This window comes from Halomonas meridiana (assembly GCF_009846525.1).
Taxonomy (GTDB): domain Bacteria; phylum Pseudomonadota; class Gammaproteobacteria; order Pseudomonadales; family Halomonadaceae; genus Vreelandella.
On record NZ_CP024621.1, the window covers coordinates 3477101 to 3499088 of the forward strand.

General features: G+C 58.7%; 16 protein-coding genes. 6 read left to right on the forward strand and 10 right to left on the reverse strand.

What is annotated here, in order from left to right; translation table 11 throughout:
• Positions 1-11 precede the first annotated feature (11 nt).
• A complete protein-coding gene (gene katG / locus CTT34_RS16485; protein ID WP_159343387.1) occupies positions 12-2168 on the reverse strand; it encodes a catalase/peroxidase HPI in 2157 nt (718 codons plus the stop codon).
• A 452-nt stretch (positions 2169-2620) separates the two neighbouring features.
• On the opposite strand from katG, the gene CTT34_RS16490 reads away from it, so the two are divergent.
• The 5 genes from CTT34_RS16490 to CTT34_RS16510 all read left to right on the forward strand — a co-directional run bounded on the left by CTT34_RS16490 (position 2621) and on the right by CTT34_RS16510 (position 8349).
• Positions 2621-3091, forward strand: coding sequence for a GspH/FimT family pseudopilin (locus CTT34_RS16490; RefSeq protein WP_159343388.1), 471 nt, complete (start codon positions 2621-2623; stop codon positions 3089-3091).
• A 19-nt stretch (positions 3092-3110) separates the two neighbouring features.
• A complete protein-coding gene (gene pilV, locus CTT34_RS16495; RefSeq protein ID WP_159343389.1) occupies positions 3111-3518 on the forward strand; it encodes a type IV pilus modification protein PilV in 408 nt (135 codons plus the stop codon).
• Between the two features lies 1 nt (position 3519).
• On the forward strand, positions 3520-4554 hold the full coding sequence (locus CTT34_RS16500; protein ID WP_254436410.1) for a PilW family protein: 1035 nt from the start codon (positions 3520-3522) through the stop codon (positions 4552-4554).
• A gap of 1 nt (position 4555) precedes the next feature.
• Entirely contained in the window at positions 4556-5002 is a 447-nt protein-coding gene (locus CTT34_RS16505) for a pilus assembly PilX family protein (protein ID WP_159343390.1), read from the forward strand.
• 1091 nt (positions 5003-6093) lie between these two features.
• Positions 6094-8349, forward strand: a complete 2256-nt coding sequence (locus tag CTT34_RS16510) for a pilus assembly protein (protein WP_254436411.1) — start codon at positions 6094-6096, stop codon at positions 8347-8349.
• A gap of 94 nt (positions 8350-8443) precedes the next feature.
• Here CTT34_RS16510 and CTT34_RS16515 read toward each other — a convergent pair whose 3' ends face one another.
• The 3 genes from CTT34_RS16515 to CTT34_RS16525 all read right to left on the reverse strand — a co-directional run bounded on the left by CTT34_RS16515 (position 8444) and on the right by CTT34_RS16525 (position 12612).
• Positions 8444-9886: an NAD(P)(+) transhydrogenase (Re/Si-specific) subunit beta gene (locus CTT34_RS16515; protein ID WP_159343391.1), complete on the reverse strand. Its 1443-nt coding sequence runs from the start codon at positions 9884-9886 to the stop codon at positions 8444-8446.
• Between the two features lie 16 nt (positions 9887-9902).
• Positions 9903-11474 carry a Re/Si-specific NAD(P)(+) transhydrogenase subunit alpha gene (locus CTT34_RS16520; RefSeq protein ID WP_159343392.1) on the reverse strand — a complete coding sequence of 524 codons (1572 nt, stop codon included), beginning with the start codon at positions 11472-11474 and terminating at the stop codon, positions 9903-9905.
• Between the two features lie 214 nt (positions 11475-11688).
• Positions 11689-12612, reverse strand: a complete 924-nt coding sequence (locus CTT34_RS16525; RefSeq protein WP_159343393.1) for a LysR family transcriptional regulator — start codon at positions 12610-12612, stop codon at positions 11689-11691.
• Positions 12613-12780: 168 nt separating this feature from the next.
• Between CTT34_RS16525 and speB the strand changes: the two genes are divergently transcribed.
• Positions 12781-13683, forward strand: a complete 903-nt coding sequence (speB, locus tag CTT34_RS16530) for an agmatinase (RefSeq protein WP_159343847.1) — start codon at positions 12781-12783, stop codon at positions 13681-13683.
• A gap of 29 nt (positions 13684-13712) precedes the next feature.
• On the opposite strand, the gene CTT34_RS16535 is transcribed toward speB, so the two are convergent.
• From CTT34_RS16535 to CTT34_RS16560, 6 genes are all read right to left on the reverse strand, one after another.
• Complete coding sequence (locus tag CTT34_RS16535; RefSeq protein WP_159343394.1) at positions 13713-13943, reverse strand: hypothetical protein; 231 nt, start codon at positions 13941-13943, stop codon at positions 13713-13715.
• A gap of 87 nt (positions 13944-14030) precedes the next feature.
• Complete coding sequence (locus CTT34_RS16540; protein ID WP_159343395.1) at positions 14031-15794, reverse strand: ABC transporter transmembrane domain-containing protein; 1764 nt, start codon at positions 15792-15794, stop codon at positions 14031-14033.
• A gap of 90 nt (positions 15795-15884) precedes the next feature.
• Positions 15885-16568 (reverse strand): LuxR C-terminal-related transcriptional regulator, encoded by a 684-nt coding sequence (locus CTT34_RS16545; protein WP_159343396.1) that lies wholly within the window; start codon positions 16566-16568, stop codon positions 15885-15887.
• 205 nt (positions 16569-16773) lie between these two features.
• Complete coding sequence (locus tag CTT34_RS16550) at positions 16774-17331, reverse strand: response regulator (RefSeq protein ID WP_159343397.1); 558 nt, start codon at positions 17329-17331, stop codon at positions 16774-16776.
• A 352-nt stretch (positions 17332-17683) separates the two neighbouring features.
• Positions 17684-19654, reverse strand: coding sequence for a diguanylate cyclase (locus CTT34_RS16555; protein WP_159343398.1), 1971 nt, complete (start codon positions 19652-19654; stop codon positions 17684-17686).
• Between the two features lie 108 nt (positions 19655-19762).
• Positions 19763-21880 (reverse strand): putative bifunctional diguanylate cyclase/phosphodiesterase, encoded by a 2118-nt coding sequence (locus CTT34_RS16560; RefSeq protein ID WP_254436412.1) that lies wholly within the window; start codon positions 21878-21880, stop codon positions 19763-19765.
• Positions 21881-21988: the final 108 nt, after the last annotated feature.

Genomic DNA, 21988 nt, shown 5'->3' on the forward strand with positions numbered 1-21988 from the left:
CCGTTGTTGGCTTACGACGCGACGTCGAAACGGTCGGCGTTCATCACTTTGGTCCAGGCGGCGACGAAGTCTTTAACGAACTTCTCACCGTTATCGTCCTGGGCGTACACTTCTGCGTAAGAGCGCAGCAGCGAGTTGGAACCAAACACCAGATCCACCCGCGAGGCGGTCCACTTCACGGCACCGGTCTTGCGATCACGGATCTCGTAGGCGTTGCTACCCACTGGCTTCCAACTGTTCCCCATATCGGTCAGATTCACGAAGAAATCGTTGGTCAAATGGCCTTCGCGGTCGGTGAAAACGCCGTGTTTGGTGCCACCGTAGTTGGTGCCCAATACGCGCATACCGCCCAGCAGCACGGTCATTTCCGGGCCGGTTAAGCCCATCAGCTGCGCACGATCCAGCAGCATCTCTTCCGGCTTCACCACGTACTCTTTCTTCTGCCAGTTACGGAAGCCATCGGCCAGCGGCTCCAGCGGTGCGAAGGAGTCCGCGTCGGTCATCTCGGCGGTCGCATCGCCACGGCCTTTCAGGAAGGGCACGCGTACTTCGTAACCTGCTGCTTTCGCGGCTTTCTCGATACCGACGCTACCGGCCAGTACGATCACGTCAGCCACGCTAGCGCCGGTGTCTGCCGAGATCTGCTCGTAGACGCTCAGCACTTTCGCCAAACGCTCCGGCTCGTTGCCCTGCCATGTATTCTGCGGAGCCAGACGGATCCGGGCACCGTTGGCACCACCGCGCATGTCGGAGCCACGATAGGTACGGGCGCTGTCCCAAGCGGTGGCGACCATGTCGCTGATGCTCAGACCGCTTTCCGCGATTTTCTGTTTGACCACTTCTTCGCAGTAGTCGGTGTTACCTGCCGGAATCGGGTCTTGCCAAATCAGGTCTTCTGCCGGTACTTCAGGGCCGATGTAACGTGATTTCGGGCCCAGGTCACGGTGCGTCAGCTTGAACCACGCCTTCGCGAAAGTTTTCTTGAAGTACTCCGGATCGGCCATGAATTTTTCGCAGATGGCGCGATAGGTCGGATCCATCTTCATCGCCATATCCGCATCAGTCATGATCGGGTTGTGGCGAATCGAGGGGTCGCTGGCGTCGACCGGCTTGTCTTCCTCTTTGATGTCAATCGGTTCCCACTGGTGGGCACCGGCGGGGCTCTTTCTCAGTTCCCACTCGTAGCCGAACAGCAGATCGAAGTAGCCCATGTCGAACTTCGTAGGGTTGGTGGTCCACGCCCCTTCGATGCCCGAGGTCACGGCGTTACTCGCCTTGCCCTGCATGTTGGGGTTGCCCCAGCCAAAGCCCTGGTTTTCAACGTCAGAGGCTTCTGGCTCAGCGGCCAACGCAGAGGCATCACCGTTACCGTGACACTTACCGACGGTGTGACCACCAGCGGTCAGAGCCGCCGTCTCTTCGTCGTTCATCGCCATACGGGCGAAGGTTTCACGCACCTGCTGGGCGGTTTTCAGCGGGTCCGGCTGACCGTTGACGCCTTCCGGGTTTACATAGATGAGCCCCATCTGAACGGCGGCTAGCGGGTTTTCCATGGTTTCGGGTTTGTTGACGTCGTCGTAGCGCTCGTCAGAGGGCGCGAGCCACTCTTTTTCGTTGCCCCAGTAAATGTCTTTCTCGGGCTCCCAAATATCGGCGCGACCGAAGGAGAAGCCGTAAGAGGGCAGGCCCATGGACTCATACGCCACGGTACCGGCCAAAATCATCAGATCAGCCCAGCTGATTTTGTTGCCGTACTTCTTCTTGATCGGCCACAACAAGCGACGTGCTTTATCCAGGCTGACGTTGTCCGGCCAGGAGTTGAGCGGTGCAAAGCGCTGCGCACCGGTACCACCGCCCCCACGGCCGTCAGCAATACGGTAGGTGCCTGCGGAGTGCCAAGCCATACGGATCATCAAACCGCCATAGTGCCCCCAGTCAGCGGGCCACCACTCTTGGCTATCGGTCATCAGCGCGTGAACGTCTTTTTTCAGCGCGTCGAAATCGAGCTTACGGACTTCATCACGGTAGTTGAAATCCGGGTCCATCGGGTCTGATTTGCGATCTTGCTGATGCAAAATATCCAGGTTCAACCCTTCCGGCCACCAATCCTTATTGGACGTACCGGTCGAGGTGTTACCACCATGCATGACAGGACATTTACCGCTCATAGCTCTCTCCCTTATTGCTCTTAGCCTTGGTGATACCAAGGGAACAAATGCTGTGCATCTTCACGCTAGATGAGGTACTGACGCCCACCGTCGCTAGCGCAGGAATGCGTTATTCACGTGTCACAGTTTTAAAGCACCTTCGCAATAGTCACAATTTGCATTTTACGACCAATGTAATAGCTCGCAGCTATTGAAAATATCGCCTCCCTCGTCGATAGGTATCTATGAGTCCGTGCCTTTGGAGCATAGCGCGACTTTTATGACAGTGTATGACGAATATCCGCGCGGCTTCTTGCCTTGTTGCACCATCGCCGTATGGTATAAACGCTATACTTTCCTACCATAAAATTAAATATCGATATAATGTTTTCAGCCGACCTCGGCATTACCGCGGATAGCGGCAGCCGCAGCCATAGCGCTGCTTTCGATTCGACCTCTCAGAGTAATTCCTCATGCTGACGGCTAGACGTCCCGCACCTGGCTTTACCCTGCTAGAGCTTTTGGTGGCCCTGGCGCTCTTCGCCACGCTAGCCACCATTGCGATCCCGAACTTTTCACGCATCATCCAGGAAAACCGCGTCGTCACGACCACCAACGACTATAAAATCGCGCTGAGCTTTGCCCGCAGCGAAGCGGTGCGGCGCAACCAGTCCGTCAACCTCCTTCCCGTGGCCGAAGGCTGGAGTGATGGCTGGGAAGTGCAGGCCGATGAGGTGGTACTACGTCGCTGGTCCCAGGAAGTAGACGACATTGCCATAGTGAATGCGCCTGAGCGCTTTACGTTCAATAGCCAGGGGCGCTTAGTGACGGCAGCGTTTGCCTCACAAAGCGTCTCCGTCACGCTGAATGAGATAGGCCGCTGCGTACGTATCGAACCGAGCGGCATTTCCCGTGTACTCACTACCCGTCAAGCATGCGACTAATTCATTAGCGAGCAACGCCATGCCAACACCACAACGAGGTATCTCACTGCTGGAGTCACTGATCGCACTGCTCGTGTTGTCGATTGGCTTGCTTGGGGTGCTCGGCTTGCAAACCCAGTCGCTGGTACATAACCGCGCTGCCTATTTTGAAACCCAGGCCACCAATATGGCCCAGGACATGCTGGATCGCATTCGCGCCAACCGAGAGCAAGCGGCGGACTATGCACTTACGCTCGGCGAGGAGGTCGACGGCGACGACCTGCCTGCCACGGATCAAACCGAGTGGATCGCAGATATCATCACCATGCTGCCAGGCGGCGCTGGAGGTATCGAGGTCGACAATCGACGCATTCGTGTCACCGTTCGCTGGGACGACACCTCGTCTCCCAACGACATCCGGCAAATACAACTGGTTTCGGAGCTATAGCGTGGGCAGAGGCGAACCTCAAACAACACAGGCAGGCTTTACGCTCGTGGAGCTGTTAGTGGCCATGGTCATTGGCTTATTGGTCATGGCAGGTGCGACCCAGCTATTCATCTCCTCCCAGCAGAGCTACCGTTTTCAAACCGCGCTGGCCGATATGCAGGATACCGGTCGGTTTGCACTGGATACGATGGCCCGTGAGCTTCGCCAAGCCGACTATAGTGGCGGCTGTGCGCTGCCCCAGACGAGCGTCCATCTACGTCACTGGGCGGATAGCAATGCGGACGCCTTGCCCCTTCAAGCATGGAACACGCCCAGCAACCATGATTTTACGGCAAGCCTCACGAGGCCCGTCGATGGTCAGGATGTGCTGGCGTTTCGTGGCGGCTTGGTCGCTCGCACAGGATTTACCAGCGACTCCCTGGCTGTCGAGCGCGTCGATGACAACCAGCAAATCACGCTGAGCCGAGAGATAGGAGCCGCTTTTAACCGTCGATTGGTGCTCCTGCAGGGGCTGCAGAATTGCGATATTTTTTATAACACGTCTAACGATGCGCGAACGCTGCAGAAAACGGCATCGGCCGGTTGGCAAAGCAACCTCGCCCCCAATCTGAGCCACTGGGGTAATGCGAGCGGACTCACTTACAGTGCGGGCCAAAACGTATCGCTGAGCGCCTTGAGCACTGCGATCTACTACGTTGGGCAAGATATCAACAACGATAACGTACCCTCGTTGATGCGCTTGGACCTGAGCCCAACGACGCCCCGTAACGAGGTGGTAGCCAGCCATGTGGTGGCCATGCGCACGACGTTTTTGATCGACGACGCCTATGTATCGCCCGAAGGGATCGACATTGCGGATTGGCCCAACGTGAGGGCGGCGCGCGTTACGCTCATCGTACAAAGCGACCGTCCCAACCTGCGTAACGCCAACACCACACTGGCGATCGGCAATTTTCGAGGGGACAACGCATTTACCGGCGGCAACGGGCGAATTTATCAAGCCTTCACGACGACCGTCTCTTTGAGGAATCGCTAGCATGCAGAGCCACGCATTGAGGCATCAGCGAGGAATGGCGCTCGTGTTGAGCCTGATCTTCCTCGCCATTGTCACCATTTTGAGCCTCTCTTCCATGCAAGGGGCGATTACCCAAGACCGTATGGCCTCTAGCCAGCGTGATTACGGTGTTGCCTTTCAGGCAGCAGAGGCCGCACTGAGCGAAGCCGAGGCCCAGTTACAAAACGGCGCTACCCCCGGCAATGGCTGGAGCAACCATGACATGGATATGGAAGAACTCACACGCAACCCGCGCTATCGCATCCAGACGCTAGCACCGCTGGGGTCGCGCACCATCAATGACGGCACCGAGGTGGTCGAGATGCTTTATCGTATTGATGCCGAAGGGTTTGGCCGTGGTGAAGATACCAGTGTCACGCTCGAAGCCCTCTACGTTCGTCAGCAGCAGGTGGAGGTAGTGGCACCATGAGAGAGATTCGCTTTGTCATCGTGGCAGCATCAGCAATGGTCATATATTGGTCCAGCATAGCGGCCTGCGCCCAGGAAGCAGCGCCACTGCCTGACGACCTGACAAATATTTCCAATGCACCTCTCAACGTGGTTAGTAGCGTTCCCCCCAATGTACTACTAATACTCGACAACTCGGAAAGTGGTCAGGAAGGACTGGATGGCCGCGTGGCCATTGGAGTGGAACAAGGAGATCGCGAGAATTTGCTGGCCTGCCGACCAGGTGTGACCTTTGACGCTGAGCGATGCCCTGCAGGCGCACGTTCCCCACTGAGCAAATCCAGTATCATGAAGCGTGTCGGCCGCGCCCTGGTCGACGACTATCAGGGCGATTTGAATTTAGGCCTGATGGCTTATCAACAAAATCCAGCGTCACGCACACGCGACGATGCCTTTAATGGCGGGACTGTGGTATGGCGGCTGACAGAGCGCGCCTTGTCAGCACGTTACTCTACTAGAGCCAACCCAAGCTGGTACGACCCGAATTTTGATGGGGAATGGGACGCTGCAACCAAGCGCTATCGTGCAAGACTGCCTGGTACCAGTCTCTATGCCTTTTTTAACGTGGGCGTACCAGGCTACATGTTTGAGGAGCGTTTCTCGACCGGCCTACCGAGTAACGATGTAACCGAGTATTGGCGTAATATTCGTAACCCAACAGCCACACGTGACCAATTAGTCGAGCGCTATCAAGGAATAGCGGTTCAAAACCTGGGCTGGCCCGAGATTGAGCCCAATAGAGTTTGGTATAACAGCCCTGTCATCGCCGGTTACTCTGGTTTCTGGTGGAACCCAACTCCTATCGTAGGTACGTATACACTTCCTTTGGTCGATAGCCTTCGCCAACGAGGCATACCCAACTGGGGGCTACATACGGCCTCCATACAGCTCAATCAATGGGAATGGCGGACTACTTCGTCACCTGGTCTAGGCTATCTGCACGTGCCGATTGGTGGATTTAACGACGACGGAACGGTTAACAGTAACCATTGGGAGGCAATCAAGACCAAACTGGGAACCCAACGCCATAATTGGGATGGAAGGGGCAATCCCATGACCGACTCAAACTGGCCGCTTATTGCCGCAGGACTCACCCCTATCGAAGGCACAATGTACACCGCACGAGATTACTTTTTAAACAATACAGAGAGAGGCAGCTCGTTTGGCCCCTACCAGGGGCGTCGTGCAGACATTTCTATTCCCAACATCAATAACCCAGATGCCCAACAGTGTTTAGTAAATGCCAATATTTGGCTGACCGACGGTTTACCCTCGGTAGACAGCTCGGGAAACTCGCTAGGCAACGACGTTAGCGGCGCTTTGGCCAGCGCCGAGGCGGCCATTAAGCGGCTCTACGACGACACCAACGCAAGGCTACCTAACCCGGTGAGAACCTATGTAGTGGGCTTCAATCTTCCCCCCGACATCGCCAACTTACCGAACGTTTCCGATGATCCGCTTGGGGATCTCGCCCGAGCAGGCGGCACCGAGCGCGCCTACTTTGCCAATGATGAGGCATCGCTTAATCAAGTAATGCAGCAAGTGCTGGGCAATATTATCGCCGCGTCTCAGTCCAATACCTCCGCGGCGGTGAATAGCGACGAATTTGGTCTTGAAGATGGCAACCTACTCTATACCGCAGGCTTTCGAAGTGAGGACTGGTCAGGGCGTTTAGCAGCATCGGAGATCGCATCTGATGGCACGCGCAGCCAGCGCTGGAATGCCGAAGCCGAACTGGCCGAGCAAGCGGGCAATCGACGGCTATTGACTTACCGGCGACTGGACAACGGCACTGAAAGCGGCGTTTTGCTCAGCGCTGATAACAGCGGTTTAAGCAGTGCCGAAGTGCGCTGGCTACAAGGACAAACCGTCCCCGAGTTACGGCAACGCCAATCGCTGCTGGGCGATATCATCAATGCCAACCCTGTGTACCTGCAGGGCACCGACAACCGTGCAGCGCTTCTGCTGGCGGCGGCCAACGACGGTATGCTGCACGGCTTCGATGCGAAGACCGGCCGAGAACTGTTTGGTTTTTTACCGGCTGAACTGACCCAAGGCGATGCGCCCGCCATTCGCTCACTGATGCAACCCGACTACAACCACCGCTACTTTATGGATGGCACCCCGGCGGTTCGTGAAGTGAACATCTCCGGTGGCCCTTCTGCCGTGGCCGTCGGCACTATGGGCGCTGGTGGACGGACGGTGTTTGCACTCGATGTGAGCGACCCAACCGATATGAGGGCGGCCGACGTGCTTTGGGAATTTCGCCATCCCGAGCTGGGCACGGGGGTCACTCAACCCACGATCACGCAGCTAACTGATGGCACATGGGCCGCTATTTTTGGCAATGGCTATAACAGCACAGGTTATCAAGCATCTTTGTTCGTGGTGGATCTCGCTACGGGGGAGTTGATCAAGCAGATCCAGACAGACGTCGGCAGTGCGGAGGCACCCAACGGGCTGGCAACGCCAACCGTCACCGCTTGGCCGAGCTATAATGGCGCGCGCTTTGCCTACGCAGGCGACTTGGCGGGCAATATGTGGCGCTTCTCATTAACCGGCAATGGCGACGTTAACCAGCTATATCAAGGCAACGATAGCCAGCCCATCACGTCAGCCCCCGCCGTAACCCTCAGCAGCGGCTCGCCGGATACGCTACTGATCAGTTTCGGCACCGGCAGCTATTTCCGCAACGGCGATATTGGCGATCGTTCGACGCAGCAGCTCATCGGCCTGCGTGACCAAGTGAATCGCAGCTCGACCATTACTCAAAGCGATCTACTGCTCCAACGCATTACGGGTGAAAACTCACAGAGTGGCTTTAACCGCCGCGCCAGTACCAACTTCGCCCCTGACAGTAACGACGTGGGCTGGCGCTTGGAGCTGCCTGCCGGAGAGCGCGTCATTGCCGCCCCGTCGATCTCCAGTAGCCTCCCGCGGCGGGTGCGCTTCTCGACGCTGCTTCCTGACGAATCCGACCCCTGCGGCGGTGGGCGTAGCGGGTTCTTTATGTCGCTACTGGCCGACACCGGCGGCAGCGGCGGCTCGACCACGTTCGACTTCAATGGAGACGGTACGCCCGATAGCGACGCTACGATCAACGGCAATGCCATTACCGGCCTTCAGGCAGGCACCGGCGAGCGTTTGGTGGGCGTGAACGATGGCAACATCGAGCGCCTCTTCGTCGGCAACCCGGATGACCCAAACGCCTCACCGAATGGCGATGGCTCCATCACGATTGGTTTTAGCGACGACCATCTGGGGCGGCGCTCCTGGCGGCAGTTAACTGGGGAAGAGAACGACACCTGAACGACACTTAAGCAGGTAAAAAACAGGGGAGCCATGGGCTCCCCTTTTCGTCACACGTTGCGAATCATTACCTATTCCTAAACAACCTGCTGGCTTAATCCACCAGCGGTAGCAGCGCATTCAAGCTATCGCGGGCATCGCCGTAGAACATTCGCGTGTTCTCTTTAAAGAACAGCGGGTTCTCAATACCCGAATACCCGGTACCCTGACCACGCTTGCTGACGAACACCTGCTTCGCTTCCCACACTTTGAGCACCGGCATCCCCGCAATGGGGCTGTTGGGGTCCTCTTCGGCGGCAGGGTTCACGATGTCGTTGGAGCCGATGACGATGACCACGTCGGTCGTAGCGAAGTCGTCGTTGATCTCATCCATCTCCAGCACGATATCGTAGGGCACCTTGGCTTCCGCCAGCAGTACGTTCATATGCCCTGGCAAGCGTCCGGCCACGGGGTGGATCCCAAAGCGAACGGTTTTGCCAGCCGCGCGCAGCTTACGCACGAGATCGCTGACCGCCGTTTGCGCCTGCGCCACCGCCATGCCGTAACCCGGCACGATGATGATGCTGTCGGCATCGTTGAGTGCCGTGGCAACGCCGTTGGCATCGATGGACACCTGCTCGCCTTCGATCTCGGCAGCAGGCCCTTGGGAGCCTCCAAAGCCTCCCAAAATCACGCTGACGAAGTTGCGGTTCATCGCCTTACACATGATGTAAGAGAGAATCGCCCCGGAGGAACCCACCAGCGCCCCGGTTACGATCAGCAGGTCGTTGGAGAGCGTGAAACCAATCGCCGCCGCCGCCCAGCCGGAGTAGCTGTTCAGCATCGAGACCACCACCGGCATGTCCGCCCCGCCGATGCCCATGATCAGGTGGTAACCGATAAAGAACGCCAGCGCCGCAATCACCAGCAGCGTCCAAAAGCCTGCGCCGTTGAGGTACATAATCGCCAGCAGCAGCGAAAGCACCGCCGCACCGGCATTCAGCATGTGGCCGCCGGGCAACTGCTTTGGCTTGCCATCCACTTTGCCAGCGAGCTTGCCGAAGGCAATTACCGAGCCGGTGAATGTCACCGCGCCGATAAAGATGCCCAGCACCACCTCGATTTGTAGGAACGTTAGCTCATCGGGCGCTTTGGTCGCCACCAGCGCCGCAAAGGCGGAGAACTGGTCCAGCGATGCCTCAGCGGCACGAGCTGCCATCACCCGGCGGCGTTCCAGGTCTGCGCTCCAGGCAACGAAGACCGCTGCCAAGCCCACGAAGCTGTGCAGCGCGGCCACGAGCTGAGGCATTTCGGTCATTTCGACCTTGCCCGCCACGTAGGCCCCGATGCCTGCGCCAATCAGCATCATGGGAATCAGCCACCAGTAGGCGCCAATACCGGGGCCGAAGGAGGTGAAAAACACCGCCAACGCCATCCCGACGATGCCGTACCACACGGCTCGCTTGGCCTTTTCCTGATTACTCAGCCCGCCCAGCGACAGAATAAACAGCACGCTTGCCGCAATCGCCGCGGCAGATACGAATCCTTGCTCTAACATATCGTCTCTCCGCCGCTTAGGATTTTTGGAACATGGCCAGCATCCGGCGTGTCACCAGGAAGCCACCCACGATATTGATAGACGCGATCAGTACGGAAATACCCGCCAGCACGCTCACCACCGCACTGCCCGAGCCAATCTGCAGGATCGCCCCCAGAACAATGATGCCGGAAATGGCGTTGGTCACCGCCATCAGCGGGGTGTGCAGTGAATGGCTCACTTTCCAAATCACCTGGAAGCCAATGAAGCAGGCCAATACGAAGACGATAAAGTGCTGCATGAACGAAGCAGGCGCCACAAGTCCCAACAACAGCATGAGCGCGCCCCCTACGGCCAGCATGGTGACCTGGCGCTTGGTTTGCGCCTTGAAGGTGGCCAGTTCGGCGGCTTTCTTCTCTTCGGGCGTGGGCTCTTTCTCTTTTTTCTTCGGCTTGGCCGCGCCAATGGCTTTCACCTTCGGCGGCGGCGGTGGGAAGGTGACTTCCCCTTGGTGCGTCACCGTGGCCCCACGAATCACGTCGTCATCCATGTTGTGATGGATCACGCCGTCTTTCTCCGGGGTGAGATCGGTGAGCATGTGGCGAATATTGGTGGCGTAAAGCAGTGACGCTTGCGTCGCCATGCGCGAGGGGAAGTCGGTGTAGCCAATCACCACCACGCCGTTATCGCTCACCACGCGCTCGTCGGGCTGCGTCAGGTCGCAATTACCGCCCTTCTCGGCGGCCAAATCCACGATCACCGAACCGGGTTTCATGGCGGCGACCATATCTTCCAGCCAGAGCTTGGGCGCGGGCTTGCCGGGAATCAGTGCCGTGGTAATCACGATATCCACGTCTGGAGCCTGTTCGCGGAAGCACGCGAGCTGCTTTTCGCGGAACTCAGGGCTCGAAGGGGCCGCGTAGCCACCGCTCTCGGAGCCGTCCTGGCTATCCTCGAAATCGAGGAACAGGAACTCGGCGCCCATGGATTCGATCTGCTCGGAAACCTCAGGGCGCACGTCAAAAGCGCGCACTACGGCGCCTAGGCTCGTCGCCGTGCCAATCGCCGCCAAGCCCGCCACCCCAGCACCGATCACCAGTACTTTCGCAGGCGGCACCTTGCCCGCCGCCGTCACCTGACCGGTGAAGAAGCGGCCAAAGTTATTGCCCGCCTCGATTACGGCCCGGTAACCCGCGATGTTGGCCATGGAGGAAAGCGCATCCATCTTCTGCGCCCGAGAAATACGCGGCACCATGTCCATCGCGATGACGGTGGCACCCTGGGCTTTGCAGGTTTCCAGCAACGCTTCGTTTTGGGCTGGCCAGAAGAAGGCGATCAGCGTTTGGCCTTTGCGTAGCCGCTTGGCCTCTTCATCAGAGGGCTCGCGAACTTTAATCACCACCTCTGCATCGCGCCACAGCGCATCGGCGCTCTCGATCACGGTGACGCCAGCATCGCGATAGGTGTCGTCATTGAACCCGGCGGCCAAGCCCGCCCCCGTTTCGATGAGGCACTCATGGCCCAGCTTTTGAAGATGCTTTGCGCTCTCGGGGGTCAGCGCGACCCGCGCTTCTCCCCGGGCACTCTCTTTTGGTGCGCCTATTTTCACACGCTTTCTCCCTTGGTTGTCCCGCCAACAGCGCCGCCCCCTCACCGCCAGCGTGTCATCGCTAGCGTCGTTGAGCGCTGTTCATTCACTGCGGCGCCAAACAACGCGCCAGCTAGCAGTTTAGGATCTAACGCCGAGCCTGCCAGTGACCATTCAACCTTTGCTTCAACTGCGTTGTTTATCTACAACACGTTGATCTGGAAAAGGGAGTGCTTTAACGGCGCACGGTGTTGGCAAAGGCGGTGAGTTCTTCGTACAGCCATACGTTGGCAGGCGCATTGGCGTAGAGGCTGTGCTGGATCAGCGTCATGGTCAATTCGGGAAGTTCGTCCGGTGGGGCCACCATGCGTACGGGCAGCATGGCAACGAAGCGCTCGGCCATTTGGCGAGGCAAGGTAATGATCGCGTCGGTCAGCGCCACGACCCGTGCGGCGGCGATGTAGTTGAGGTTTTTCGAGATCACCCGGCGGCTCAATCCGTGCTGGGCGAGACAGCTCTCGATACGGCTGGGCAGCAGACCGCTGATATCGGCGAGTTCTACGTGGAGCTGGCGGGCAAATGCCTCGAGTTCCAGCGCTTCCCCCACGTGCGGATTGTGCTGGGCCGCCAGACACACCAGCTCTTCGTGCATCCAGGGCGTTTGCACCACGCCGCTAGGGAGCGATGACTGGCGATCCAGCCCTACCACCATGTCTACTTGGCGCTGCTCTAACGCGTCGCTCAGGACGTCGGGAGTAATCAGCTCGATGGAAAAACTAATCCCGGGGGCATAGCTCAACAGTTGGCTCAGAAACGCCGGGTACATGACCTCTTCGAAGTAGTCGGTGGTCGCCAGGGTAAAGTGCCGAGTGCTGGTCGCGGGGGCAAAGGTGGCTGGCGGTGCCAACCCCGCCTGTAACGACGTCAATGCCTGTTGCACTACGGGGAGCAGCGCCATGGCGCGGGGCGTGGGCTGCAGGCCCTGCTCGGTGCGTACCAATAGCGGGTCGTCTAGCGCGTCACGCAGGCGTTTGAGCGAATGACTGAGCGCTGGCTGGCTCAAGTGAAGCTTTTCGGCAGCGCGAGTGACGTGTCGCTCACGCATGAGCATCTCGAAGACCAGCAGCAAATTCAGATCAAAGTGGCGGAGCGACCGCATAGCGCCTCACTATTCATACAATGAATGATTTCATTCTAAACATTCATTTCATTCATCGCGAAAAATTCCTTATCGTCGCGCTGCGTCGAGCCATCCGCTCGCTTTCCACTCAACGCCCGTTTGCCGGTCAACCATAGGAGCACACGCTAGGTGACCCCATCACAGATCATGCCCAGCCTGTTTGGTGACGTTATCTCCACGTTTATGGGCGTGCCCAAAGCCACCGATCCCAACGCCACCGATGCCGACGTCGTGGTCAGCGGCGTGCCGTTCGACTTGGCGTGCTCTGGCCGTTCTGGCACGCGGATGGGGCCGAACGCCATTCGCCAAAGCACCGCCAACCTGATTTGGGAAGGCAAGCGCTGGCCGTGGGATTTTGCTCTGGAAGATCGCCTACGGGTGTGTGATGCCGGCAACCTGGATTACGCCTATGGCGAGCCTGAAAGCCTGGTGGATAACCTGGAAACCCACGCCATGCGCTGGCTGAAAGCGGGTAAGAAGATGCTGACGCTGGGTGGTGACCACTACATCAGCCTGCCGCTGCTGCGCGCTCACGCCCGTGAGCACGGCCCGCTGGCACTGATTCATTTCGATGCCCATACCGATACCTATGAGCAAGGCACGCGCTTTGACCACGGCACCATTTTCCACCATGCCTTACAGGAAGGCTTGGTCGTGCCGGAGCACTCGCTGCAAATCGGTATTCGCACTAGCTATGACCGGAGCAACCATCCTTACGAAGTACTGGATGCCGATTGGGTGAACGACCACGGCCCGGCGGCGGTGCTGGAGCGGATTCGTGCGCGAGTGGGTCACCACCCCGCGTATGTCACGCTGGATATTGATGGCCTGGACCCCGCCTTCGCACCGGGCACCGGCACGCCGGTATGCGGCGGCATGTCCACCGACCTGATGCTGAAAGTGATGCGCGGCATGGTCGGTATGGAGCTGGTCGGCATGGACTTGGTGGAGGTGAATCCGGCCTACGACCACGGCGATATTACTTCGCTGGCGGCAGCCACGCTGGGATTGGAGTTTCTTTACACGCTCGCGGCCTCCAAAAAGGCGTAGGCGTTTCGCCGCTCACCTTGCGGAAGCGCTCAGCGTAGGGTCAGGTCAATGACCAGTAGCAGCGCCAGTGCCCCGACGGCCGGCCAAGGACTTTTCAGCACGACGCCAAACAGGGTGAGCGGAATCAAAACGGTCAGCGCTGCCAGCACATGCGGCAGCGCCGCCGCGCCGCTTGTCCACATACTGCCAATGACGAGCAACCCCAGTAGGCCTAAGCACAGCCCCAGCCAAACACCTCGTTGACGATATCTTGATGGCATTTTCTCGCCTCTCCTTACCCTATCCCCCTGCCCTATCAGGTACCGTGCGTGGCCGCTGGCCTGTCATGGTGGCCAGTCGCGTGTCGCTCATGCGTGTTGTCCGAACTGCAGCGCCGCGAGGTGACGATAGAGATCACTGCGCTCCATGAGCGAGGCGTGCGTGCCGGACGCCACCAGCCGCCCCTCTTGAATGACTAGTAAACGGTCTGCATGCACCACCGTTGCCAAACGGTGCGCAATCACGATGCTGGTTCGCCCCTGCATCAGCCGGTCTAACGCGCGCTGCACCAATCGCTCGCTCTCTGCATCCAGCGCGCTGGTGGCTTCATCCAACAGCAGCACCGCTGGGTTTTTCAGCAGCGCACGGGCAATGGCCAACCGCTGACGCTGACCGCCCGAGAGCTGCACCCCGCCCGGCCCCAGCGGCGTATCGAACCCTTGCGGCAGCGCCTCAATGAACGCGAGCGCGTTGGCGTCTTGGGCGGCCAGGCGAAGCTGCGCTTCAGTGGCTTCTGGGCAGCCGTAGCGCAGGTTCTCCGCCACGGTGCCACTGAACAGTACCGGCGACTGAGCGACCAAGCCCAGCGCACCGCGTAGCTCGGACAGCGCCAAGGTGCGAATATCCACGTCATCCAGCATGACGTGCCCCTGATCAGGATCGTAAAAACGCAGTAGCAGTGCCAGCAACGTGCTTTTACCCGCACCGGAGGGGCCCACCACCGCGACCCGCTCACCAGGTCGAATATGAAGATTGATCGCGTCCAGCGCGGGCGTAGAGCGTCCAGGATACGTGAAGCGCACCTGCGCAAGCGTCAGCGCTCCTCGAAGTGGCTGAGCCAGCGTGACCGGCTGCGCCGGTGACTGAATGGTAGGGGGCGTCTCGAGCAGCTCCAGCAGACGCTCGGCAGCGCCAGCGGCGCGCTGCACATCGCCCGCCACTTCGGCCAGCGTCGCAACCGCGCCAGCGGCTAGCACGGCGTAGAAGATGAACGCGGAGAGTTCACCGGGGCTCATACTGCCTTCCAGCACCGCAAGACCGCCCTGCCACAGCATCACCCCCACGGCACTGAATACCACCAGCATGGCCACACCGGTCAGCCATGCCCGCTGGCGGGTACGCGCCACGGCGCTGCCAAACGCCTGTTCGACCCGCTGGCCGTAGCGGTGGCGCTCACCGGCTTCCTGAGTGAACGCTTGCACGGTCGGCAAGCCGCTGAGCGCCTCTTCGGCGTAGCGGCCTACTTCCGCCACGTGGTTCTGGCTGGTGCGCGAGAGCCGTCGCACCCGCCGCCCATACCACACGATGGGCAGCAGCGTCGCGGGAATGCCCACCAGCACCAGCGTAGAGAGCCAGGGCTGGTTCAGCAACATGAGTACCACGGCGCCAACCAGCATGACGCCATTGCGCAACGCCAAGGAGATCGACGAACCAAACAGGCTCTGCAGCACACTGGTATCCGCCGTCAGGCGCGAGGCGATCTCTCCGGCGGCGCGTCCGTCGCTCGCGCTTTCAAAAAAGCTGGGCTCCAAGGAGAGCAGATGCTCGAACACCCGCTGGCGTAGATCCGCCGCTAATCGCTCCCCAATCCAAGTGACTTGGTAGTAACGCAGCGCCGAGGCGGCCGCCAATAGCGCCACGATGCCAAGCAGGACCCCCAACGTCGTGGCAAGCGCATGGGCATCGGCCGCGAGAAAGCCTTGATCAATGACGCGTCTCAGGCCATGGCCCAGCAACAGCACGCTGCCAGACGCGACCAATAGCGCGCCCCCCGCCAGCGCTACGCGCAGGCGATAGGGGCGAAGAAAATGCAGCAGCCGAAGAAGAACACGCGGACGAGAAGAGTGACTCATGGGGAGGACTCGGCAGCAGGGAACAGCCGTTGACCATAGCAGGCATCAGGCGTTTCTGCAGGGCCTACATGAAAACGTGACTGCCCGCGCCTAGACGGACTCACCGGTATCGTGAGGAGACGCCAGTAATCCCAAACGAATGGCTTCGTGCACTAGGCCCGCCGTGTGACGGACGCCCAGGCGACGCATGATGTCGGCACGATGTGTTTCGATGGTTTTAATGCTGACATTGAGCTGATCGGCAATCGCTTTGCTGCGAAACCCTTGGGCCACCAGCTGCAGCACCTCACACTGGCGCGCGGTAAGCGGGTTGTCATGGGGCGCCTTCACGCCCAGCCATGACGCCACACTAACGAAATGCTCAGGCTCCATGGCCGTCAGCATGAACTGCTCGCCCCGGGCAGCCTTTTGAATGGCGGCCTCTAACGCCGCCACGTCGGCGTTCTTATGCAGGAGGCCGCATATACCCGCTTCGAAAAGACGGTGTATGTAGCTATCGCTGGAGTAGCTGGAGAGAATGACGATGCGCAGCGTGGGACACAGCGATGTGAGCTGTGCCAGCAGTTCAACCCCTTTCAAGGACACAACGGCTGCGTCGATGAGCGCCACGTCCATGTCTTGGTTGGCGACTTCGCTTATCAATTGTTGCTCAGACCCGACCTCTGCCACCACGGTCATCTTGTCGAAGGTTTCAATCAAGGAACTGATCGCGGAACGCACAAGCCGATGCTCATCGGCCAGTAATATCCGAGTCGTATTATCTGAACGTTTCATGGAATATGCCAAAACCTTGACAAGGTAAAAACCTGCTGTAGAACCCCCTCGCAAGCACGGGTCCATTGTTATCTTGGTACCGGTCGAACGTCGGCACACCTCGTCACACAAACGTAAGGAAAACCCGCCACAAGCAACTAACTAAGCTTATTTGACCCGCACGTTAACTCACTGACCTGCAAAGCAGTATAAGCAAAAACCCTGATTATCGTTCCGATTCCAGGATGCCCAGGCGCAGCGCTTTTTCAAGCATGTCGTGGAGTGCATCAAGGGTTTGTGGAGCGTTTGCCGATGCGCTGGTTCTATGCGACAGCGTACCGACATCTGGGCGACCAAACAGCCGCTTCAAAATGGTAGGACACAAAAACATCTCCCCCTTAGCCGCAGCGTGAAGGGCGACTTCCAGCTCGTCAACACCCGCCTCCCGCAGCAAAAAACCGTGAGCCCCTGACTGAAAGACACGCTTGACCTCGTCAACGCTTGGGTTAACGGAAATGATCACCACCCGCGTATCCAAACCAACGTTACGCAGCCGCTTGATGACCTCGACGCTGGTTTGACTGGGAAACTGGGCATCGATCAGGGCCACATCGACCGGTAACGCCGCCGTAATGGCATCCAACAGATGCGGGCAAGGCACGCTGGCCACGACATCGACCTGTGGGAAACGCTCGAGGACACGGCACAGCCCTTCTCGTATAAAGCCGCTTTCATTGACGACGACGACCCTAATCGTTGCCCCAGCACTGCTGTGCGAACTCATTGCGCACTTCTCCCAAAACCTGACTATCTTGCGGCGCGCCCTGCCGGTTAGAACGCTCCCTGTACTTGCTAAAGTAAATATCTTGGCCCGCTTTTATTGTTCATGAGCGTAAGTTGGCTGGGTTAACCGTTATCGACATTGGGTCAGGTTATTCTCTACATAAAAACCCTGAGTCGACGTTAAAAACACGGCTGACTGATCAGCCCTTAAATACGCTTATAGTTTAAAGCATGAGCGAAGACACGCCGAGATTTAGACTTAAGTTAAGAGCAGTTTAGTGGAACATAAGACGGTGTAGGCTTTATTTCATCAGGGAACTATTCGCACGCCAGCCTACTTTCAACGCTCGCGCTCAGTCATCGTTGACCTCGACCCGGTTGCGCCCCGACTCTTTGGCTCGGTAAAGCCCCACATCGGCACGCTTTAGCGCGGCTTTGAGCGAGGTTTCCTCGACCGATACCGACGTTACTCCTAGCGAGGCGGTGAGCCATAGCGTTCGCTCGAGCGCTCCTTCATGCACGGAGAAGGGCGTGGTTTGCACGGTGTGCCGAATACGTTCCGCCACCTGTACGGCCTGAGAGAGCGGCGTCGTGGGCAGCAAGATGGCAAACTCCTCGCCCCCCACGCGGCACAGCAGATCCTCTTGACGCAGTAACCGGGAAACGATGCGGGTAAACGCCTGCAGTACGTCGTCACCGGCATCGTGCCCGTACTCATCGTTGATGTGCTTGAAATGGTCGAGATCAATCGTCACTAGCGCAATGGCATAGTCCTGGCGACGCGAACGGGCGATCTCAATGGCTGCCTGGGCCTGAAGATAGCGACGGTTGAACACCCCGGTGAGCGGGTCGGTCATGGCCTGTTCGCGCAGCTTCTCTTCCAGCTTTTTACGCTCGGTCAGATCGAACACGGTCGCCCGGGAGTGCACGAACCGCCCACCACGACGATAGGCAGAGGCTTGAATCATCACATGGCGCTGTTCACCGCTGCGGGTCAGCAGGCTGCACTCTGCACTACCGGACTGATGCTCCAGCACGTCTTGAAACGCTTTATCGAATGCCGGTCGTGTCTCGGGTGTGATGAGCTCACGATACGCCATGCGCTGTAGAACCTCATCGGCCGAGTAACCTAGCCAGGCCAGCTCGGTGCGATTCATCTTGACCACGCGCCCAGCATCATCCAACGAGTGGTAGCCGCAGGGGGCATTTTCGTACAAATCGCTCACTTCAATGGCGTGCCGCTGAGCCGCCCGGCGCAGCGTTCGCTGCCGCTGGCTGCTGATGGCCCACAGCATGCCAAACGCCACCGCCACCGCGTAGATCAACAGTAAGAACCACAGCACGGTCGTCTCTTCGTCGATCAGCGACGTCCAAGAGGGGGTGGGCAGCAGCACCCCCAGTTTCCAGGGGTAGTACGCATGCTCGCTATAGATATTGCCTGCCAAGCTACGATAGCGCTGGGTGCGAATATCTTCTGTCTGAAAATAGAGCAGTTGTCGATCCGCATTGACGAACCCTTCGCTGCGTTGTGCCATCGCCTGCCAGTAGTCGGGCGCCAATGTCGCCAGCGTTTCGCCAAAGTGGGCCGTTCCTTGGGGCAGTGCTGCTTTGTTCAATAGCCACTGTCCCTGGGCATTCACCAGCAGACTATGACCTTCGTGCCCCAACCGCATCGCCTGCTGCAGGCCGCTGGTGAGATACCGCCAGTTGAGACTGAGCAGAACCACTCCTTGACGGCGCCCAGCCGCATCAAACACCGGGGTCGAGACGTTCACGACGGGGATGATCTCGCCATCGAGCAGTTCGTAGTGAAGGTCTCGCCCGAGAGGGGTGAGATACAGATCTCTAGGCAGCAGTTGGCTGGCTTCTTGAAAGTAATCCATCTCCTGGTGACGGCGGCCGCTGACATGGGCGCCAGGCGCCACACTCTGTGGCGCGCGCAACACCTCATGGCCCTGATTGTCGATCAGCACCAGTTTGGTATAGCGCGGGTGGTGGCTGATGATGGTATCCAGAAAACGGGAGAGCTGGGTCAGATCGCCTGGCGGATAGCCCGGTTCGAGCAGTGACGGCGCATTGTGTGTGGCAAGGTAGTGCCGCAGCGCGGGCATTTCCGCAATGGCCAGCACGGAGTTCAGACTTTCATTGATGTCGCGCGTCAACGCTTCCTGGCCTGCCTTCAACACGGCTCGCGCCTCGGTATGAAGGCTCTCGACACGTGTCTCCATGTGCACATGGAGCACGGGCAACAGCATGGCCGTTACTAAAATAAGCGGAACGCTCACGGCCAACAGCAAGCGAGTAGTTAAGCGGCGCAGTGACACTGGCGTATTTCCTGTCTTGGAGCCTGTCGCAAACGCGGGCTCTCATTACTGTTATTAGGAGGTCATATCGCGCTGCCGATATCATTTAGCAGCGCACTGGCGCAATCGTTAGGGTTGTGAGGGCGGGTTGAGCACCGGCGGTAGCTGGGTCAATACATCAAACGGCACCGGCTTGGAGAAGTAGTACCCTTGCAGCAAGTTGCACTGGCGCTGCTGAAGGTCGCGCTGCTCCTCTTTGGTTTCGATGCCTTCGGCGACCACGGCCAGTTCCAAGTGGTGCGCCATGGTGATCACCCCCTGAACGATCGCGGCATTCTTAGCATTTTGGGCAATCCCACTGACGAACAGCCGGTCGAGCTTGACCTTGCTGATCGGCAAATCACGCAGGTAGCTCAAACTGGAGAAGCCCGTTCCAAAGTCATCCAACGCCACGCTGATGCCCAAATCGCGGACATCGTTCAACAGCGCCACCGCCTGTTCGGTATTCGACATCAGCGTCCCCTCGGTCACTTCCAGCTCCAGCAAGGCGGGCGGCAGACCGCTGTTAGCCAGGGCGGCTTTGATCTCATCCATAAAGCCGCTGCGGCGAAACTGCATGGGGGAGATATTCACCGCCACGGCCAGCGGCGTTTCTCGCGTGGCATTCAGCTGGGCAATATCGTGACAGGCACGCTCCAACACCCAACGGCCGATGGCGATGATCTGCCCGGTTTGCTCGGCGATGGGCATGAACAGCGCAGGCGAGACTAGCCCCTTGGTGGGATGGTGCCAGCGAATCAACGTCTCTACGCTGCGCACACAGCCGCTGTTCGCATCGACGATGGGCTGGTAGTACGCTTCGAACTGCTGCTGTTGTATCGCCTCCTGCAGCTCACGGCGAATGATGACGTGCTCGGCGATATTGTCGATAGAGTCACCGCAGTACCACTGCCAGGTATTGCGCCCCTGACGTTTGGCGTCTTCCATGGCAAGGCTGGCGTGGTGCAACAGGTCGTGGGGTTTCGTCACGCTACCTTTGTTCGACGCAATGCCGATACTGGCGCTGATGTGCAAGCAGTGCTGATAGAGCGTGAAAGGCTGCGCAATGACGGTCAATAGCCGCCCCGCGAGCGCAATGACGTCGTGCTCGTTTTGGAAAGGAGCCACTAGCACGACGAACTCATCGCTGGACAAGCGGGCCACGTGGGCACCGGCTGGCACGGTATCCAGCAAGCGCTGCGCGACCGTTTTCAGCAGCAGATCTCCCATCCCGTGCCCTAAGGCATCGTTCACCGGTTTGAAATCGTCGAGGTCGAGATGCAGGACCGCCATCGACTGCGCCTGCTGGAGGCACTGCTGAAAACCGTTCTCCAAGCGTGCCTGCAGCGCCCCAAGGTTCGGCAGCCCGGTCAACGGGTCGTGGGAGGCTTGATAGGCCAGCCGCGCTTCTTGATCGCGCTGCTGGGTAATGTCTTGCTGGATACCGATGAAGTGTGTGCACAGGCCGTGCTCGTCGAACACCGGGCTGACCGATAGCTGGTTCCAAAACAGGCTGCCATCCCGGCGGTAGTTACGTAGCAGCACCTGAACGTCCTGATGCTGCGCGATGCCGCGCCGCATCGTCTCGATGGCCTCTCTATTGGTATCCTCGCCTTGTAAAAACTGGCAATTGCGCCCCAGCGCCTCGTCAGCGGTATAGCCGGTAATCTCGGTAAACGCGCTATTTACGTACACCAGCGGCAAGTGCGGCTGCGTCGCATCGGCCATCACCACCCCGTTAGGGCTTGCCTCGATCCCACGCTTGAGCAGGCGCAGCTCGCTCTCATCTTTTTTGCGCTGGGTAATGTCGCGAAAGATCGCGTACACCCCTATCAACTGGTCGTCCGCGATGATGGGAACGTGGCTAATGTCGAGCTGCACGGGCTCTTGGCAACCCACGCAAAGCGCTTGGTAATACTGATGCTCGCCGTTTAGCGTAGCTTCAAAGGCCGCTTGCGCAACCGCGAAGGACTCTGGATGCAGCAGCCGACGATACGCCATCCCCGCCAACTCGTCCGCCGCTTTCCCGGTGATGCGGGATGCCGCCAAATTGCTGTGTACGATGCGGCCATCACGGTCCAGCTCGCAAATCCCATCTGGGTGATAGGTAAACAGCGAGTGATAGCGCGCCTTCGCGTACAACGACACCGCCTGCGTGCGAAAGGTGAGAGATTCTTCCTTGGTACTGGCCAAGAACGGTATTTTCACAAACGTATCCACGGTGCTAAATCACAAAAGGCATTCACAACAGACAGCAATGAACGGCGAGCCATACGCCACGCCTCTACGACGGCCGTGCCGTCGTAGAGGTCATGT

What these genes read in the sequence shown, in the direction of transcription:
- katG (WP_159343387.1), bottom strand. Translation starts at nt 2,168, where the DNA reads ATGAGCGGTAAATGTCCTGTCATGCATGGTGGTAACACCTCGACCGGT.
- CTT34_RS16490 (WP_159343388.1), top strand. Translation starts at nt 2,621, where the DNA reads ATGCTGACGGCTAGACGTCCCGCACCTGGCTTTACCCTGCTAGAGCTT.
- pilV (WP_159343389.1), top strand. Translation starts at nt 3,111, where the DNA reads ATGCCAACACCACAACGAGGTATCTCACTGCTGGAGTCACTGATCGCA.
- CTT34_RS16505 (WP_159343390.1), top strand. Translation starts at nt 4,556, where the DNA reads ATGCAGAGCCACGCATTGAGGCATCAGCGAGGAATGGCGCTCGTGTTG.
- CTT34_RS16510 (WP_254436411.1), top strand. Translation starts at nt 6,094, where the DNA reads ATGACCGACTCAAACTGGCCGCTTATTGCCGCAGGACTCACCCCTATC.
- CTT34_RS16515 (WP_159343391.1), bottom strand. Translation starts at nt 9,886, where the DNA reads ATGTTAGAGCAAGGATTCGTATCTGCCGCGGCGATTGCGGCAAGCGTG.
- CTT34_RS16525 (WP_159343393.1), bottom strand. Translation starts at nt 12,612, where the DNA reads ATGCGGTCGCTCCGCCACTTTGATCTGAATTTGCTGCTGGTCTTCGAG.
- speB (WP_159343847.1), top strand. Translation starts at nt 12,781, where the DNA reads ATGCCCAGCCTGTTTGGTGACGTTATCTCCACGTTTATGGGCGTGCCC.
- CTT34_RS16535 (WP_159343394.1), bottom strand. Translation starts at nt 13,943, where the DNA reads ATGCCATCAAGATATCGTCAACGAGGTGTTTGGCTGGGGCTGTGCTTA.
- CTT34_RS16540 (WP_159343395.1), bottom strand. Translation starts at nt 15,794, where the DNA reads ATGAGTCACTCTTCTCGTCCGCGTGTTCTTCTTCGGCTGCTGCATTTT.
- CTT34_RS16545 (WP_159343396.1), bottom strand. Translation starts at nt 16,568, where the DNA reads ATGAAACGTTCAGATAATACGACTCGGATATTACTGGCCGATGAGCAT.
- CTT34_RS16550 (WP_159343397.1), bottom strand. Translation starts at nt 17,331, where the DNA reads ATGAGTTCGCACAGCAGTGCTGGGGCAACGATTAGGGTCGTCGTCGTC.